At 42.5% G+C, this 18146-nt stretch carries 11 protein-coding genes and 3 pseudogenes; 9 read left to right on the top strand and 5 right to left on the bottom strand.

Annotated features, from left to right (window positions below; all coding sequences use genetic code 11):
- The first annotated feature begins 24 nt into the window (after positions 1-24).
- From ACZM60_RS07730 to ACZM60_RS07710, 5 genes are all read left to right on the top strand, one after another.
- On the top strand, positions 25-675 hold the full coding sequence (locus ACZM60_RS07730) for an HAD family hydrolase (protein WP_489521209.1): 651 nt from the start codon (positions 25-27) through the stop codon (positions 673-675).
- A 53-nt stretch (positions 676-728) separates the two neighbouring features.
- Positions 729-1550 carry a 3-methyl-2-oxobutanoate hydroxymethyltransferase gene (gene panB, locus ACZM60_RS07725; protein WP_021971235.1) on the top strand — a complete coding sequence of 274 codons (822 nt, stop codon included), beginning with the start codon at positions 729-731 and terminating at the stop codon, positions 1548-1550.
- A 21-nt stretch (positions 1551-1571) separates the two neighbouring features.
- Entirely contained in the window at positions 1572-2711 is a 1140-nt protein-coding gene (locus tag ACZM60_RS07720; RefSeq protein ID WP_489521208.1) for an MFS transporter, read from the top strand.
- Positions 2712-2717: 6 nt separating this feature from the next.
- Positions 2718-4406 (top strand): energy-dependent translational throttle protein EttA, encoded by a 1689-nt coding sequence (gene ettA, locus ACZM60_RS07715; protein ID WP_340319223.1) that lies wholly within the window; start codon positions 2718-2720, stop codon positions 4404-4406.
- A gap of 103 nt (positions 4407-4509) precedes the next feature.
- Positions 4510-5028, top strand: a complete 519-nt coding sequence (locus ACZM60_RS07710) for a histidine phosphatase family protein (RefSeq protein ID WP_489521207.1) — start codon at positions 4510-4512, stop codon at positions 5026-5028.
- A gap of 99 nt (positions 5029-5127) precedes the next feature.
- Here ACZM60_RS07710 and pyrH read toward each other — a convergent pair whose 3' ends face one another.
- The 4 genes from pyrH to ACZM60_RS07690 form a co-directional block, all read right to left on the bottom strand.
- On the bottom strand, positions 5128-5838 hold the full coding sequence (pyrH, locus tag ACZM60_RS07705) for a UMP kinase (RefSeq protein WP_022124965.1): 711 nt from the start codon (positions 5836-5838) through the stop codon (positions 5128-5130).
- 85 nt (positions 5839-5923) lie between these two features.
- Positions 5924-7210 carry a TolC family protein gene (locus tag ACZM60_RS07700; RefSeq protein WP_021971191.1) on the bottom strand — a complete coding sequence of 429 codons (1287 nt, stop codon included), beginning with the start codon at positions 7208-7210 and terminating at the stop codon, positions 5924-5926.
- A gap of 42 nt (positions 7211-7252) precedes the next feature.
- Positions 7253-10345: an efflux RND transporter permease subunit gene (locus ACZM60_RS07695; protein ID WP_489521206.1), complete on the bottom strand. Its 3093-nt coding sequence runs from the start codon at positions 10343-10345 to the stop codon at positions 7253-7255.
- Between the two features lie 7 nt (positions 10346-10352).
- Entirely contained in the window at positions 10353-11381 is a 1029-nt protein-coding gene (locus ACZM60_RS07690; RefSeq protein ID WP_021971189.1) for an efflux RND transporter periplasmic adaptor subunit, read from the bottom strand.
- Positions 11382-11577: 196 nt separating this feature from the next.
- On the opposite strand from ACZM60_RS07690, the gene ACZM60_RS07685 reads away from it, so the two are divergent.
- Positions 11578-12501, top strand: coding sequence for an AraC family transcriptional regulator (locus ACZM60_RS07685; protein ID WP_489521205.1), 924 nt, complete (start codon positions 11578-11580; stop codon positions 12499-12501).
- Here the strand turns inward: ACZM60_RS07685 and ACZM60_RS07680 are convergent.
- Entirely contained in the window at positions 12498-13409 is a 912-nt protein-coding gene (locus ACZM60_RS07680; RefSeq protein WP_021971187.1) for a helix-turn-helix domain-containing protein, read from the bottom strand. The genes ACZM60_RS07685 and ACZM60_RS07680 overlap by 4 nt on opposite strands.
- 188 nt (positions 13410-13597) lie before the next feature.
- On the opposite strand from ACZM60_RS07680, the pseudogene ACZM60_RS07675 reads away from it, so the two are divergent.
- From ACZM60_RS07675 to ACZM60_RS07665, 3 pseudogenes are all read left to right on the top strand, one after another.
- A pseudogene (locus ACZM60_RS07675) lies at positions 13598-14713 on the top strand (efflux RND transporter periplasmic adaptor subunit).
- 13 nt (positions 14714-14726) lie between these two features.
- A pseudogene (locus tag ACZM60_RS07670) lies at positions 14727-17923 on the top strand (efflux RND transporter permease subunit).
- Positions 17924-17926: 3 nt separating this feature from the next.
- Positions 17927-18043 (top strand): annotated as a pseudogene (locus tag ACZM60_RS07665) (TolC family protein); the annotation flags it as partial.
- Positions 18044-18146 lie beyond the last annotated feature (103 nt).

Below are 18146 nucleotides of genomic sequence, written 5' to 3'. Positions count from 1 at the left end.
TAAATCAACTAAATGGTAGAAAGAATGGATAATACGAAGTGTATAGCAGCTCTGTTTGACTTCGACGGAGTGGTAATGGATACGGAAACACAGTATAGTTTGTTTTGGAATGAAGTGGGTAAGCAGTATTTTCCCCAGGTAGAAGAGTTCGGCCGTATCATTAAAGGACAAACCCTTACTCAGATTTATGCAAAGCATTTTTCGGGTATGGAGAAAGAACAGCAGGACATCACGGCTCGCTTGAACCAGTTTGAAAAAGAAATGTCGTTTGAGTATATTCCCGGTGTAGTCGATTTCATGAAAGACTTACGTGCGCATGGTGTAAAGATAGCTATTGTTACAAGCTCGAACGACTTGAAGATGGCCAATGTATATAAGGCACACCCTGAACTGAAAGAGCTGGTCGACCGTATTCTTACTGCCGAAATGTTTACCCGTTCGAAACCTGCTCCAGATTGTTTCCTGCTGGGAGCCGAAGTTTTCGGAACGGTTCCCCAGAATTGTGTAGTATTTGAAGATTCATTTCACGGACTGGAAGCAGGCAATGCGGCTGGTATGGCAGTCGTAGGATTGTGTACCACTAATCCGAAGGAAGCGATAGCCGACAAATGTAAGTTGGTGATGCCCGATTTTACAGCCTTCTCCTTCGAAAAGATGAAAGCCCTTCTTGCTTAACTCGTAAGAATGAACTACATTTGCCACAATTTTACTAAATTAGGAGAAATTTTATGGCTGGATATCTTTCAGGTGATACACGTAAAGTGACGACTCACCGTTTGATTGAGATGAAAGAAAGAGGTGAAAAGATTTCCATGTTGACCTCTTATGATTATACGATTGCCCAGATTGTAGACGGGGCAGGCGTTGATGTAATTTTGGTAGGCGATTCTGCTTCGAATGTGATGGCGGGTAATGTAACTACATTGCCTATAACAATAGACCAGATGATATATCACGGTAAGTCGGTGATGCGTGGTGTAAAACGTGCGCTTGTCGTTGTCGATATGCCTTTCGGCTCTTATCAGGCTGATCCGTTCGACGGAGTGCGAAACGCTATCCGTATTATGAAGGAAACAGGTGCAGATGCTCTTAAGCTGGAAGGCGGAGAAGAGGTAATCGAGACCATCCGGAAAATAATCGGGGCGGGCATGCCTGTAATGGGACATCTGGGACTGATGCCACAGTCTATCAATAAATATGGTACTTATGGCGTACGTGCCAAGGGTGACGCTGAGGCTGAAAAGCTGGTTCGCGACGCTCACTTGCTGGAAGAGGCTGGCTGTTTCGGACTGGTACTGGAAAAAATTCCTGCCGATCTGGCCGCACGTGTAGCTTCCGAACTGACCATTCCTGTAATAGGTATCGGAGCCGGTGGAGCTGTAGACGGACAAGTGCTGGTGGTTGCCGACATGTTGGGGATGACCAAAGGCTTCAGTCCGCGTTTCTTGCGTCGTTACGCCGACTTGCATACGATAATGACCGATGCTATCGGACATTACGTAGCAGACGTGAAGTCGTGTGATTTCCCTAATGAAACCGAGCAGTATTGATATTTATTTCACTGTTGCTATATGAATATGCTGTGGAATAGAAATTTTTCTTTACTGATTGCAGCAAACATATTACTCTATATAGCGGTTTACATGTTGTTCCCTTTGATTCATCAGTGGATGATTCAAGCCTGGAGTTGCACCGGACTACAGGCTGCAGGGGTAACAGCTGTTTTCGGAATCACGTTATTCCTTCCTGGGGCTTTCAATAATTATTTGGTCGATACATTTAGCCGGAAGAATGTTTGTACCCGGAGTATGGCGTTGCTGGCACTTGTAGGAATATTATATCCTTACGTTACTTCGGTAGGGATGGTGGCACTTCTTCGTATCTTGCAGGGAGCATTGTTTGGCATTGTCCTGATGGCTACGGGAAGTACGCTGGTGATTGACGTCACTCCCAGTAATAAGCGTAATGAGGCTAACCGGGTATTTACCTGGTCGTCTATCATCGGTATGCTGGGGGGAATAATTGTTGGTATAGAGGGAGGAAATTATCTGAGTTTTACCTCCTTGCTGTATGTTTCGGCTTTTCTTTGTGCGGTTTCTATCGTACTGGTGTCTATGGTGAGAGTGTGCTTTCGTGCACCGCTCGACTTGCCCTTGTGTTCGTTCGACAGGTTCATTCTTTTCCGGACTTTGCTTCCCGGAGTAAATATGATGACTGTACCTGTCGTTTTAGGAATGCTTTTCATTATGATATCCAATGCTTTTTTCTATCTTTGCATAGGATGTGGATTTTTGATATATCTGTTTATCAGGCAAGTGTTTACCAGCCCGATGAACGGAAGGCTTCAGATATTGATCGGGCAGTTGCTGACAGGGGCAGGGCTGGTTGTGCTCTGTGGCTCGGATACGGGCGAAAGTCTTTATGGAGCCGGACTGTTGCTGGGACTGGGACTGGGCTTTTCTATCGGACAGTTCCTGCGGATGATGATACTGCTGCCTTTGCATTGCGAGCGGGGCACCGGTTATCATACCTACCAACTGTTGTGGGAAACGGGTATTATGCTCGGTGTATGGATTTCCCAATATGCTTGTGAGGCAGGAAATGGGAAACCGTATCAGGTTGCACTGGGGATTTGTATTGCCGGATTTCTGTTCTATCAGGCATACATACATCGCTATTTTATGAAACATTATCAAACAAATAAACAATAAAAGAGTATGGCAGACGATAAAAAGATTATCTTTTCTATGGTCGGAGTGAGCAAATCATTCCAGAACAATAAGCAAGTCTTGAAAGACATCTACCTATCTTTTTTCTACGGAGCGAAGATCGGTATCATCGGTTTGAATGGTGCGGGTAAGTCTACCCTGATGAAGATTATAGCCGGTCTGGACAAAAACTATCAGGGAGAGGTGGTGTTTTCTCCGGGATATTCAGTCGGTTATCTGGCTCAGGAACCGCATCTTGACGATACCAAGACTGTAAAGGAAGTAGTGATGGAGGGCGTACAGAGTGTGGTTGATACGCTTGCCGAATATGAAGAAATAAATAATAAGTTCGGCTTGCCGGAGTATTATGAGGATCCCGAAAAGATGGATGCCTTGTTTGCCCGTCAAGCTGAGTTGCAGGATATAATAGATGCTACGGATGCATGGAATCTTGACAGTAAGCTGGAGCGTGCGATGGATGCGTTGCGCTGTCCGCCCGAAGATCAGCCGGTAAAAAATCTCTCTGGAGGTGAGCGTCGCCGTGTGGCTCTCTGCCGTTTGTTGTTACAAAAGCCGGACATCTTGTTGCTGGACGAGCCGACCAACCACTTGGATGCGGAAAGCATTGACTGGCTGGAACAGCACTTGCAGCAGTACGAGGGTACGGTCATCGCTGTAACACACGACCGTTACTTCCTTGACCATGTGGCAGGATGGATTCTGGAGCTGGATCGTGGCGAGGGTATTCCATGGAAGGGAAATTACTCAAGCTGGCTGGAGCAGAAGACCAAGCGTATGGAAATGGAGGAAAAGACTGCCAGCAAGCGTCGTAAAACGCTGGAACGTGAGTTGGAATGGGTACGTATGGCACCTAAGGCACGTCAGGCAAAGGGTAAGGCTCGTCTGAACTCTTACGATAAGTTGCTGAACGAGGATGTGAAGGAAAAGGAAGAAAAACTGGAAATCTTTATTCCGAACGGTCCGCGTCTGGGAAACAAGGTTATCGAAGCAAAACATGTAGCAAAGGCATATGGCGACAAGCTGCTGTTCGACGACCTGAACTTTATGCTGCCGCCTAACGGTATCGTGGGTGTGATTGGTCCGAACGGTGCTGGTAAGACTACTTTGTTCCGCCTGATTATGGGACTGGAAAAACCAGATAGAGGAGAGTTTGAAGTCGGAGAAACGGTAAAGGTGGCTTACGTAGACCAGCAGCACAAGGATATTGACCCGAACAAGACGGTGTATCAGGTAATCAGTGGTGGAAATGATTTGCTGCGTATGGGAAACCGCGATGTGAATGCCCGTGCTTATCTGAGCCGTTTCAACTTCTCGGGTTCCGATCAGGAAAAGTTGTGCGGCATGCTTTCGGGTGGTGAGCGTAACCGCTTGCATCTTGCCATGGCGCTGAAAGAAGAAGGTAACGTACTGTTGCTGGACGAGCCGACCAACGATATCGACGTGAATACGCTGCGAGCATTGGAAGAAGGTCTGGAAGATTTTGCCGGATGTGCGGTAGTTATCAGCCACGACCGCTGGTTCCTCGACCGTATCTGTACACACATCCTTGCATTCGAAGGTAACAGCGAAGTGTTCTTCTTCGAAGGTTCGTATACAGAATATGAAGAAAACAAGATGAAGCGTATGGGTAATGTAGAACCGAAGCGCGTCCGTTACCGCAAGCTGATGGAAGATTAATCGGAACGATTATAATATCATACGGAGTTGGCGTAGGCATGCAGGCAGACTGCATCGTGCGTCAACTCCGTATGGTTTTAGGTGATTTTAATACTGTGCTTTTATGATTACGATATACTTAGCCCGTCACGGGCAGACGGAAGAAAATATCAGTCGCATTTTTCAGGGGCACCTGCCGGGACATCTTACAGAAGAGGGAAAGCAGCAGGCTGTAGAATTGGGCAATCGTCTGCGGAATATTCCACTGGATGCTGTACTCAGCAGCGATTTACAGCGGGTGGTCGATACGGTTCGTCTGGCTGTAGGCGACAGGAACCTGCCGTGGCAGACAACGCCTTTGTTGCGTGAAATAGACTGGGGAAGCTGGACCGGACTTCCGCTCGACTCGGTAGACCGGACGCATCTGCCTGCAGATGCCGAAACACGTGAAATGCTTTACGAACGTGCGGGCAAGTGTCTGGAATATATCCGGCAGCATTACGAAGGGAAATGTATCTTGGTGGTGGCTCACGGCCTGATAAACCGTTCGTTGCGGGCTTATCTGGCAGGCATACCTGTCGACCAGCTTACTACTGTATCGCACATGAATAATTGCGAGGTAGTCCGTCTGACGATGGAATGAGGAGAAAAGGCATAAAAAAACACCACAGAAGAAAAAGTATGTTTTCCATGCCAATGATGGATAAACTTTATCTTCTGTGGTGAATATAATAAATCAGGTTTAATTGTGAACCATTGTTCCAATGTTTTCGCCAGACATGACTTTCTTCAGGTTACCTACCGTATCCATGTCGAATACGATAATCGGCAGATTGTTTTCCTTGCACATACAAGTAGCTGTCAGGTCCATTACTTTCAAGCCACGTGCCAGAACTTCATCGTAAGTGATTTCGTCGAACTTGGTAGCTGTCGGATCTTTTTCCGGATCGGCAGTATAGATACCGTCTACACGAGTACCCTTCAGCATAACGTCAGCTTCAATTTCGATACCACGCAGTGAAGAACCGGTATCGGTTGTGAAGAACGGGTTTCCGGTTCCGGCAGACATGATGACTACTTCACCGTTTTCCATGGCTTCGATAGCTTTCCATTTGGTGTAGAACTCACCGATCGGTTCCATACGGATAGCTGTCAGCACACGAGCCTTTACTCCGGCTGCTACCAAAGCAGAACTCAGTCCCAAGCTATTGATAACCGTTGCCAGCATACCCATCTGGTCACCTTTCACACGATCGAATCCTTTTCCGGCTCCAGTCAGTCCACGGAAGATGTTTCCTCCACCGATAACGATGCCGATCTGTACACCCATGTCATGGATTTCCTTAATCTGCTGTGCATATTCGCCCAGGCGTTTTTCGTCGATACCATATTTCTTTTCTCCCATTAAGCTTTCGCCGCTGAGCTTTAACAGAATACGTTTGAACTTTGCCATAAATTAATTTTTTTAATGTTTAGTCGCAAAGTTAGAAATAAATGTCAGAAGAATAGTCAAAATCTCTTGTTTTTATTCCTTATTTCTATCGTCCTGTCACTTGCAGGTATTCACGTTTCTTTACTTCATACTGAGCGTAGGTTTCTACATACTTGTCGCGACTTTGCTGATAGAGGCTCTGTGCATCGAGCAGATCGCTCATGGTGCATGTACCGGCTGCATAATAATCGGTGTTCAGACGCAGGTTTTCTTTAGCCTGTTCGATGGAAAGCAGAGCTATCTTTACCTGTTTATAGGCATCATTCAAGTCGTCCCACGTATGTTTCATGCGGATTACCAGCAACTGGCTTTGGTCGGTGAGCTGGTTTTCGGCATTACGTAGTTGTAATTTCTGACGTTGAATGTCGTGCGAGCCTCCCCACCAGCCTGAGATTGGTACGGAAACGGTAGCGAATCCCAGCCAGAATGTATGATCTTTACCCAGCAGATTCTCGTAAGCATAGCCTCCTCCGATAGCTATGGTAGGCAAGTTTTTGCCTATAGCCATTTTATGTTGCAGACTGCTTGCCTTTACATTTTGCTGGAGGAGGTTATATTCATTGGTCATCGTAAGTGCCGTTTCGGGAACCGTATAGAGTCCTTCCGGTCCTTGCGGCAACGTATCTTTCAACGTTGCCGCTATTTCTATGCTATCAGCCGGATGTCCTATATACTGTGCAAGCATACTCCGTGATAATGAAAGCATGTTTTCCACCTGAATGCGTTTACTCTGTATTTCATTTTGCCGGAGTTGAACCTGCAATAAGTCGTTACGGGTTGTGATACCTGCCTGTACACTGGTTTCCACATCCTGAAGCAACTGACTTAGTTGTTTGTCGAGTGTACCGATAGTCTGTAATTTTTCTTTCAGCATTACCACCTGCCAGAAATAATTTTCGACTGTCAGCGTCACTTCGTTTTGTGATTGGCGTTGCTGAAGGCGGTTTACTTCTACATTTACCTTAGCCAGTTTGTTCCCGTTTACTATTTGTCCTCCGGTGAACAGCGGCAGGGTAGCCGAAACGTCGCCTACGAGTCCGTTTTTCATGAATGCCATCTGCATTTCGGGTGATAGTCCCATGCGTACCAGACTTTTGTCGGCAAGGAATCCGCTTCCGGCTGCACTTACCGTAGGAAAGTATTTACTGAAAGCCTCCTGCTTGCTGTGTTCTGCCATGCGAAGGTTGTTTTGAGCATTTTTCATGCGTACATTGTTGTCGAGTGCAGCTTCTATACATTCGTCCAGCGAATAGGTATGTTGGGCAGAAGCGCATAATGGCAACATACAACCTGCCGACAGCAGGAATAAAGATATGATGTTTTTTCTTTTCATAATCGTAACAGAATTTAATTGCTATCTTTTTAGTTATCAATGTTATTGAAGTTCGATTTGTGCATTGACGGCACGTTTGCGAGTGGAACCTCTAAACAATAGCATATACAAAACCGGAAGTACAGTCAGCAGGAAGATCATGGTGATAAGAGTTCCGTAGCAAATTACAGTTCCCATAGGCATCCACAATCCGCTTTTACCCCAAATCATCGGGATAACTCCCATTGAAGCTGCTGCTGATGTCAGGAAGATCGGTCGCATACGTCGGCGTGCGGAATGGTAAATGGCATCGCGGACACATAATTTTTCTGTGCTTCTCAGTTCTTCGGCATAGTCTATCATGATGATTCCGTTACGGACAATGATACCCATCAGACTGATAATACCCAACGTACACGTCATACTGAAGTCAACTCCCTGAATCAAAACACCTATTGCTGTACCGAAAACGCAGAATGTCATACTGCCGAAGATGAGCAGTGCAATACTCAGACGGTGGAAATGAGCTATCAGGATAAATAATATCATGACGGCTGCGATGGCAAGTGCTCCCATGATAAGCGGATTTTGCTCATTGTTCTGTTCCAAGTCACCTCCGTATGTCAGTGTGACTCCTTGAGGCAGGGGAATTGCCTTTATCTTTTCCTGAATTTTTCCGGTTATTTCCATTGCATTTTCTCCTCTTTTCAAGTCGGACATTACTGTAATGGTATAGACACCGTTTCGGCGTACAATTTGTCCGTCTTCGGTAGATGGTTCAATGCTGGCTATCTGGCGAAGTGGAACACTCGACAGTCCGCCGGCTACCGGAATTAATTCATCTTCAATGTCGTTGTAATGTGCGTTGTCGGCTTTGTTGCTTTTAAGTATGATTGGGATATTGTAATCACCTTCCCATACATTGGCAACCGGAATTCCTGTACCATATCTCATTGCTAAGGTTGCTTCTACCGTAGCATTGGTAATACCCAACCGTGACGCTTCATCTTCTTTCAGTACGATACGTGCAGTGGTTTGCGGATTACTGAAGTTGGTTTGTGCCAGTTCTGTTTCAGGCATACTACGCAATAAGCTCAGATATTTGTCTGCTGTACATTTCAGACTGTCGAGGTTATTACCGCTTAATCGGAGTTCAATCGGATAGACCGACTGACTGTAACTGAGTTGTTTGAAACGGATCAGTGCTTCCGGAAATGCATTGGTGTATTTAGCTGCATATTCATCCAGCAAATCGACAGTTTCTTTATTTCCCTTTGTATTAACAATAAACTGTGCATAGTTCGGGCCTGCTATCTGCGGTGCGTATGCTGTGTGGAAACGAGGAGAAGCACATCCGGTAAATGAAGTTACCGAAACAACACGATCGTCTGCACGAAGTATATTTTCCAATGTGTCGGCTATGGCTGACGTCTTTTCGATGGCAGTTCCTGTAGGAAGATAAATTTCTACGGCAAACTGGTTACGGTCTGCTGTCGGCATCAGGTTCTGAGGTAATTTGCCCATCAGGATAATACCCACAACAATGAAGGCCAGTCCTGTTATTACAGTATAATAAGGATGCTTGAAGCATACATCCAGCAACTTATTATAATATTTCTGAAGCATATCCAGGAAAGAAAATCCTTTTTTGCCAGTCTGAAGAGGTTTCCGTATGAACCAGAACTGCATGAACGGTACAAGCAATGAAGCTACCAGCAGTGAAATTCCCAAAATAAGTGTGATGGACCACGGGAAGCTGAGCAGGAAATCGTGGAACATACCTGTCATGATGAACAGGAACGGGAAGAACGTGATACTGATGGCAAGGGTTGCCGAGAAGATGGAACGGAAGAAATGTGTACTACTCTGTATGGAAGCATGCCAGCGGGACATTCCTTCTCCTATTTTCTCTAGATAATTATCGATGATCACAATGGAGTTATCGACAATCATTCCCAGTGTAACAATCAGTGCTGCCAGTGTTACTGTATTCAGTTCGATACCAAAAGCATAGAACAGACCCAGTGAAATGAATATGGTAATCGGGATAGTAGAGGCTGCTACCAGTGCGACACGAACCGGAAGCAGTAACATAACTACGATGACTACGGCTACAATGGCAATCAGCAGTTCTTTCAGAAAGTTGTTTACACTGTCGCCAACTACTTCGCTTTGGTCGGTAATGCGGAACATGTTTACTTCGGACGGAAGCTCTTTCTTAAACTCTTCGAGAGTTAGATTGATTTGTTCTCCCATCTTTACGATATTCTGTCCTTTTTTCATTTCTACGCTAAGCAGAATACATTTTTTCCCGTTGTTGGTAATGTAGCTGTCGGCATGTGGATATTCCTTTACCACACGAGCTACATCTTTCAGGCGAATGTTATGTCCTGAAGGGTCGGTATACACAATCTGCTCTTGTACGTCGTAAACGGTATTAAAGGATTTTTCTACGTGTACAGGCAGTATATAGGCTGGATTTTGTACTCGTCCGCCTGAAGTAACGAACCCTTTAGAAAACAGGTTGACAGCCAGTGTCTGTTCTGTAAGTCCGTATTGCGAGAGCTTCTCATTATCCAGATAAACGGCAATCTGTTCATTCTGCAATCCACTTACCGTCATACGTCCGATGCTGCTGATACGGCGCAAACGATCTTGCAAATCGTCCATGTATTCTTTTAATTCTCTGTAAGTTTTATCCTTACTCTCCATGGTGATAAGCAGAGCAGACGTATCTCCGAAATCATCCAGAACTTGTACGGCAAGCACATTCGAAGGCAAGCTCGACTTGAATGTTGTAATGCCATGTTTGAATTTACTCCAAAATTCATCTTTGTTGTTGAGATCGTCGTTTAGTTCTACTTGTATATAAACAATTCCGTCGCGGCTGGTAGAAAATGTCTTCTCTTTCTTTACTGCTTTATAGGAGAAGATATAGTTTTCCAGCGGTTTGGTAACTTGTTCAATCATTTCTTCGGCTGTATTTCCTGGTGCTACAGCTACTACCATTCCCTGGCGGATTGTAAAATCAGGAAATTCGTTTTTACGCATGTTGGGCAAACTGTATATGCCGAATGCGACCAGACAACATACTACCAGTATGACAATCTGCCGATAGTGCATTGCCCATTCTACTATATTACGTTTCTTTTCCATTGCTGTTTTATTTTATAGTTACCGGCGTGTTTTCACAAACTTTTTGCTGTCCTTCTGTTATAATCATATCCCCGTCTTTTATTCCGCTCAGGACAATGATTCCGTCAGAAGTGAATTCGCCGCATTGTATGATACGCTTTTCGGCTTTTCCTCCGTTATTTACCCATACAAAGTTCTGATTTCCTTCACCCAACTGGATAATGTTGGCAGGTAATACGTAGTGACTGCTGTCTTCGGCTGTTTCCAAAACTACTTCACAAACCATTCCCGGCATCAGTTCTTTATCCGGCTTGTTTATGCGAATTTTAACTTCGTAGGAACGTGATAAGGCATTGGCTACAATTCCTTTTTCTGCTACGCTACCTTCGAAGGAACGGTTGCCTAAAGCTGAAACTTGAATCAGGGCTTTCTGGCTCTTTTGTATATTGGCAATTTCATTTTCTGGAACTGAAATTTTGACGTTCAAATCTCTTACGGCAACCAGATGGGCAACGGGCATTCCCGGCATTACATTTTGTCCTACTTCGATATCCTTTGCCGAAATGACTCCACTATATGGAGCATACAACTTGCAGTCGGATAAGTTTTTTCGTGCAACTTCTTCCATTGAGCGTGCCTGCTGGAGTTTGCTTTGTACTTCAATCCATTTCATATCGGCCAGACTTCCTTTATCGTGGAGCTGCTTCATACGCTGGTAAGCATCTTCAGCTTGCTTTAACGTTGACTGTGCGGCTGCATAGCTGCTTCGAATAGAAGTCGGGTCAATTTCTGCTATTAATTGTCCTTTATTTACATGTTTACCCAAGTCGACGTATATTTTCTTGACGGTTCCCATAACAGAGAAGCTTAGTGCTGTAGCGTTTGATTCTTCTACAGTACCGGAAAAATGTCTGGATTCATTGGTTGTACTGGAAGATACTTGCATGACCTTTACTTTTACCGGATCAGCGGAAGAGTTTTGTTTGTCACTGTTACCCTGACAAGATAACAATGTAAAAAACAGCAATGAAGCTGTAATGTAATGACACTTTTTCATACCTATCTAAATTATCTTTTATTTTTCGGGAGCAAAAGAATACATTTTGCCTGATGTATTGATTCTTTTTGTGTCCTTAAAAGTGTTCTAAAAGTCTTTTACTTTTATTCATCTGAATAATTGACCATTAATTGCGCTCCTTTGATTACTGCTGTTGGTTAAAATTGCCGTTATTTTGCGGAAAAAGAATAACGATATGGAAAAAGATAGTTTGGAAAAAGGTATATGGCATAACGGCGATTTGGATAGAAGTGCGGCATACAAAGATGACCGTATAGCCATTATTGATAATATTCAAGGCTTGAAAGACGGACAAGTCAATCTGGATGATATGGTGAAGGTAGATGCTATACTCTTAGTTTATTGTGTGAAGGGGAAGGCTTCTATTTGCATCAATGGAAGTACTTATTTGATTCATCCCAATGATTTGTTGGTTTGTGTTCCCAACATTGTATTCGAAAAAAGTATGATTAGCATAGATTTCGAGATGCGTGGGGTTGTGCTTTCTCCTGAGTATATGAAGAATATGTTTTTGTTTGAATGTAGTACCTGGAGCTTCCGGTCGTTTGTAGAAAAGCATCCAGTCTTTTCACTGAATGACGAAGAAGCCAGATTATTCAGACAGTATTACGATTTGCTGTATGAAAAAATGACCAGGACTCCTCGCAAGCACCAAAGGGAATTGTTTGATGCCTTGCTGGAGATGTTACATTATGATTTTTACGATACGATGGAGCGTTTTTATAACGAAAATCCGAAAACCTTTTCATCATCAGAAGTCTTGTTCCGGAACTTTCTGGACTTGCTGAATACTCCGGGAAACAACTGTCGTAAGGTTGCTTATTATGCTGATAAACTGCATGTTTCACCTAAATATTTATCTGCTGTATGTAAAGAGGTAAGCGGACAGACAGCTTTCGATCTGGTAAATCAGTATATTTTGAAGAATGTAAAGTACATGCTTCAATGGTCGCCTAAAAGCATAAAGGAGATAGCTATGGAGCTGGATTTCCCGAATCTTTCTTTTTTTGGCAAATACGTAAAGCGTTATCTTGGAGTTTCTCCTAAGCAATATAGGGAACAGTTGTCCTCGGATAAATTGTCGAATGTAGAAGATTAATCAGTAGCCTGATTATTACTTCTATATTCGGAAGGAGTCATGCCCAGGTGTTTCTTGACATACTGGGCAAAAAACGATGTATTCGAAAAGTCGAAGTCCATGGCTATTTCCTTCATGCTTTTATTAGAGTATTTAAGTTCCATTATAATATGTTCGATAGCGTTTTCGTGAATAAGGGTTAATGCATTCTTTCCACTGATTTGTTTGATTACCCGGGATAAGTATTTGGGAGAGTAACAAAATAAATTAGCATAATACTCGAGCGTACGGTGTTTGCCATTATCAGCCGAAAGCGCTTCCATAAATTGTTTAAACAGAAAATCGGATTGCCTGAGAGAACCTGTATGTATCTCTGTTTCTGATTCAATAGATTTTTGAGTAGTCTGAAAAATCATTTCTCCAAAGAAAGCAGAGGCTATATGCGATAAGATGACTTTTTGGAATTTATTGATGTTGGTTTGTGTTTTGCTCTCCATCAAGCTTAAATATTGATTAAACCTTTTCTTTTCGCCTTGCTCAAAATGCTTAACCGGATTTTCTTGTATGTAGCATATCCATTTCCAGGTATATTTTTCTGTCTGTGTCAGGCGCTGAAGAAAGCGGTTGGAAAAGCAAATCACTTTTACCTTATGTGAGGAGCTTGCTGAAACTCGCCCGATTAGTGTATTTGGAAGGCTGATAATCAGATCGTCCTGATGTAGATAGTGAGGTACATTATTTAGTTCCAGTTTAATTTCTCCTTCGGTACAATATATCATCAGAAAAACTTCCAGTTTGACGTTTTTGTTTTCTAAAAATATCTTTTCCAGTTTGTCGGTAAAGAACAGATAGTCGTCGGTATAGGTTTCTTGTCCATTATACGACTTCAACATTTCCATATCGATATATTTGATAATATTATCTTCCATACATTATTTTTTTGCAAAGGTAGAGGATTTATATAGTAGATACCATGTTTAATTTTCCTCTATCTATATTGTATTTTCCACATTTAACAAAATATATCTTCTGAAAGGTGAAAACAGAATGTTTCTGTACGAAAATTCGTCGCTTTTGTTACAGGGCAAGATACTACTTTTGCACGAACAAAAAATGAATGAATATGACAATGAAAACAATTAGACTAAAGGTATGGCTAATGATTCTTGCAGGCTGTACAATAGGTGTAACTTCTTGTAAGACAGAAACAAAGAACAGTGAGACAAAAGGGTATAGTCTTGCAACTATCACTGCCGATACGGATAAGGAGATTACAACTTCATACTCTGCTTCGATTGAAGGTAAACAGGATATTGATATTTATCCGCAAGTTTCGGGATACATTGAAAAGCTGAATGTTTCAGAAGGTGATATTGTACGAAAAGGAGAAATTCTGTTTGTTATAGATCAGGTTCCTTATAAAGCAGCACTCGAAACAGCAATAGCTAATGTAGAGTCGGCAAAAGCCAATCTGGCTACAGCAGAACTTACTTATAAGAGTACACAGGCTTTGTTTGCTAAGAAAGTTGTTTCTGACTTTAACTTGCAGACTACAAAAAATGCTTATCTCACAGCCAAAGCATAGTTGGCGCAGGCAAAGGCTCAGGAAGTTAATGCACGCAATAACCTTTCTTATACAGAAGTTAAAAGTCCAAGCAACGGTGTAGTGGGCATGTTGCCTTATCGGGTTGGTACATTAGTGAGTCCCAGCATGCCCCAGCCGTTGACCACTGTTTCTGACAATTCGAATATGTATGTTTACTTTTCGATGACGGAGAATCAGTTTTTGTCGCTGGCTCGTCAGTATGGTACAATCGAAAAGGCCTTGCAGAATATGCCTGCCATTCAGCTTCAGTTGAATGATGGTTCTACTTATGAGGAAAAAGGTAAGATTGAATCTATCAGTGGAGTGATTGATAAGGAAACAGGTACGGTAGGGGTTCGTGCCGTCTTTCCTAATTCTTCGCGCTTGCTGCATAGTGGAGCTTCTGGTAATGTGTTAATTCCAAGTATATATAAACAATGTATAGTTATTCCACAAGGCGCTACTATACAATTGCAGGATAAGCTATTGGTATATAAAGTTGTAGATGGTAAAGCTGTGTCTACACTGATTAAGGTAGCTCCTGTTAATGATGGGAAAGAATATATTGTATTGGAAGGTTTGAAATCTGGCGACGAAATAATCTCGAACGGTGCGGGAATGGTTCGTGAAGGAACACAAGTTAAATAATTAACTGACGCTTATGAAAGGAAATATATTTATTAAACGGCCTGTGATGGCCTTGTCAATATCTATATTGATATTAATTGTTGGATTTATTTCACTTTATGTACTGCCGGTAGAACAATATCCGGATATTGCTCCGCCAACAGTTTGTGTGGATGCGACTTATACAGGAGCCGATGCAGATGCTGTGATGAACAGTGTTATCATGCCGCTGGAAGAGAGTATAAATGGTGTGGAAGACATGATTTACATTACTTCTACCGCGACTAATGCTGGTACGGCTGAAATTTTGGTTTATTTTAGACAAGGAACAGATCCGGATATGGCAGCTGTCAATGTACAGAATCGTGTATCGGCAGCTCAGGGATTGTTACCTGCAGAAGTAACGGCTATTGGTGTCAGTACAACAAAACGTCAGAACAGTTACCTGCAGATTAATAGCCTTATCAGTCCGGATAAACGCTATGATGAAAGTTTCCTGTCCAATTATCTGGATATAAATGTAATTCCACAGATAAAACGTATTCAAGGAGTAGGAGATGTACAGCTCTTGGGCGATACGTATAGTATGCGTATTTGGATGAAACCGGAGAAAATGGCGCAATACGGCTTGGTTCCTTCCGATGTTACAGCTGCATTGGGAGAACAAAATATAGAAGCTCCGACAGGTTCTTTTGGGGAAAACTCGGATCATGTATTTCAGTATACCATGAAATATAAAGGACGATTGAAAAGTGTTGAGGAGTTTGAAAATATGGTAATACGTTCTGAAAAGGATGGTTCTGTATTACGGGTAAAGGATATAGCTGATGTAGAACTTGGACGTGAGTCTTATGGGTTTCATGGAGAAGCAGATGGTGTACCAGGTATAATGTTTATGGTCTATCAGGTAGCAGGTGCGAATGCAACGGCTGTAAATGAGGATATCACTAATCTTTTGAACGACATGTCTAAAGATTTACCGGAAGGAATGGAATTCCTTCAGATGATGAGTGTGAATGATTTCTTGTTTGCATCCATTGATAATGTGATTGAAACACTGGTCATTGCCATTATCCTTGTGATTTTGGTAGTTTACTTCTTCTTGCATGATTTTAAAAGTACATTAATACCATCTATATCAATTATCGTTTCACTGATAGGTACATTCGCTTTTCTGTCAGTTGCTGGTTTCAGTATTAATATATTGACTTTGTTTGCATTGGTACTGGCTATTGGAACTGTGGTAGATGATGCCATTATTGTTGTTGAGGCTGTGCAAGCCAAATTTGATATTGGTTTCCGTTCTCCTTATCTTGCTACCAAGGATGCCATGAGCGATGTTACGATGGCTGTTCTGTCGTGTACGTTGGTCTTTATGGCAGTGTTCGTTCCGGTAACTTTTATGGGTGGTACATCTGGTGTCTTTTATACTCAATTTGGTGTAACCATGGCTGTTGCTGTTGGTATTTCTTGTCTGAATGCCTTGACGTTGTGTCCTGCTTTGTGTGCAATGATGATGAAACCGTCGGATGGAAAAAAGAACCCTCATAGTATAAATGGTAGAATACGTGCAGCTTATAATGTTTCATTTAATGCCTTAATGGGAAAATATAAGAGAGGATTGATGTTTTTCTTCCGTCGTCGTTGGATGGTATGGACTTCATTAGGCATTGCTTGTGCTTTATTGGTTTATTTGATGACTACTACTAAGACTGGGTTGGTGCCTCAAGAAGATCAGGGAACAATGATGGTTAATATCAGTACATCACCGGGTAGTTCATTGGTTGAAACTAATAAAGTAATGGATAAAGTACAAAAGATATTGGAGGCTACTCCAGAAATAGAACATTATTCGCGTACTTCCGGTTATGGATTGATTTCTGGTCAGGGAACCTCTTACGGAACAGTCATTATCCGTCTGCGCCATTGGGATGAACGAAAAGGTGAAGAACATACAGTTATGCTGTCATGAAGCGATTGAATGCACAATTCAGTAATATAAAGGAAGCTCAGGTGTTCTGTTTTCAGCCAGCAATGATTCCAGGATATGGTACAGGTAACTCCATTGAACTTTATATGGAGGATAAAACGGGTGGAGAAATGGAGCCTTTCTATAATTCGGTCATGCAATATATAGGTGAACTGAACAAACGTCCGGAAATAGCTATGGCTTATAGTTCTTATGCCATGAACTTTCCACAAGTGGCTGTAGACGTGGATGCTGCTAAGTGTAAACGTGCCGGAATCAGTCCGAATGATGTACTTAATGCCTTGGGAGCTTATTGTGGTGGTTCGTATGTTTCTAATTATAACAAGTTTGGTAAGGTATACCGTGTCATGATTCAGGCTTCACCTAAATCTCGTCTGGATAAGCACGCACTGGATAATATGTTTGTGCGTAATGGAACAGAAATGGCTCCTGTCAGCCAGTTTGTTACACTTCGTTCGGAAGAAGGTGCTGAAATAGCCAAACGATTCAATCTTTACAATACCATCAATGTAAACGTCAATGTAGCCGACGGATATTCGACGGGTGAAGCACAGAAAGCTATCAAAGAAGTAGCGGAACGGATGCTTCCTTCTGGATACGGATATGAATATGGAGGTATGGCACGAGAGGAAGCTGGCAGTGGAGGAGCACAAACGGTATTTGTTTATACATTGTGTGTAATGCTTATTTTCCTGATTTTGTCTTGTCTATATGAAAGTTTTCTGGTTCCGTTGGCCGTTATTCTTTCTGTACCTTTCGGATTAATGGGTAGTTTCCTTTTCGCACGTATAGCTGGACTGGAGAATAATATTTATTTGCAGACTGGAGCAATTATGTTGATTGGTTTGCTGGCTAAAACGGCTATTTTGATTACCGAGTATGCCATAGAACGTCGACGCAAAGGAATGGGCATAATTTCTTCTGCCTATTCTGCTGCTCAAGCTCGTTTCCGTCCTATCATCATGACTGTACTTTGTATGATCTTTGGTATGCTTCCGTTGATGTTCTCTACCGGAGCTGGTGCAAACGGTAATAGTTCGTTAGCAACTGGAGTCGTAGGAGGTATGCTTATCGGAACATTGGCTTTACTTTTCGTTGTCCCTGTATTCTTTATTGTATTTGAATACTTACAGGAAAAATTGCGTGGACCAATGCAAAAAGAGCCCGATCAGCAGGTGCTGTATGAAAAAGAACAAACATTGATAGAAAAGAGTGCTTTTAACGTTGAAAAAAATAAGTAGTATATGTATACACGAAAGATAATGATATTCGGCGTAACGCTTCTTTTAAGCAGTTGCGGAATATATACCAACTACCAATCTCAGACTTCTGTTCCCGATAATTTATATGGGGAAGAAGTTATAGAGGGTGTGTCGTAATACGCGATTCACCCTCTTTTCTTTATCAACGATAAGAGTGTAGTTAACTTTTTCAGGCAGCGATATTCAGAAGATAATCTCGATT

It is taken from the genome of Phocaeicola sp. (genome assembly GCF_057861905.1).
The sequence above is the reverse complement of the archived record's forward strand: the minus strand, read 5'-3'. Positions and strand labels throughout refer to the sequence as shown.

Excerpts from the sequence above, each read along its gene's own strand:
- ACZM60_RS07730 (WP_489521209.1), top strand. The coding sequence starts at position 25 with ATGGATAATACGAAGTGTATAGCAGCTCTGTTTGACTTCGACGGAGTG.
- panB (WP_021971235.1), top strand. The coding sequence starts at position 729 with ATGGCTGGATATCTTTCAGGTGATACACGTAAAGTGACGACTCACCGT.
- ACZM60_RS07720 (WP_489521208.1), top strand. The coding sequence starts at position 1,572 with ATGAATATGCTGTGGAATAGAAATTTTTCTTTACTGATTGCAGCAAAC.
- ettA (WP_340319223.1), top strand. The coding sequence starts at position 2,718 with ATGGCAGACGATAAAAAGATTATCTTTTCTATGGTCGGAGTGAGCAAA.
- ACZM60_RS07710 (WP_489521207.1), top strand. The coding sequence starts at position 4,510 with ATGATTACGATATACTTAGCCCGTCACGGGCAGACGGAAGAAAATATC.
- pyrH (WP_022124965.1), bottom strand. The coding sequence starts at position 5,838 with ATGGCAAAGTTCAAACGTATTCTGTTAAAGCTCAGCGGCGAAAGCTTA.
- ACZM60_RS07700 (WP_021971191.1), bottom strand. The coding sequence starts at position 7,210 with ATGAAAAGAAAAAACATCATATCTTTATTCCTGCTGTCGGCAGGTTGT.
- ACZM60_RS07695 (WP_489521206.1), bottom strand. The coding sequence starts at position 10,345 with ATGGAAAAGAAACGTAATATAGTAGAATGGGCAATGCACTATCGGCAG.
- ACZM60_RS07690 (WP_021971189.1), bottom strand. The coding sequence starts at position 11,381 with ATGAAAAAGTGTCATTACATTACAGCTTCATTGCTGTTTTTTACATTG.
- ACZM60_RS07685 (WP_489521205.1), top strand. The coding sequence starts at position 11,578 with ATGGAAAAAGATAGTTTGGAAAAAGGTATATGGCATAACGGCGATTTG.
- ACZM60_RS07680 (WP_021971187.1), bottom strand. The coding sequence starts at position 13,409 with ATGGAAGATAATATTATCAAATATATCGATATGGAAATGTTGAAGTCG.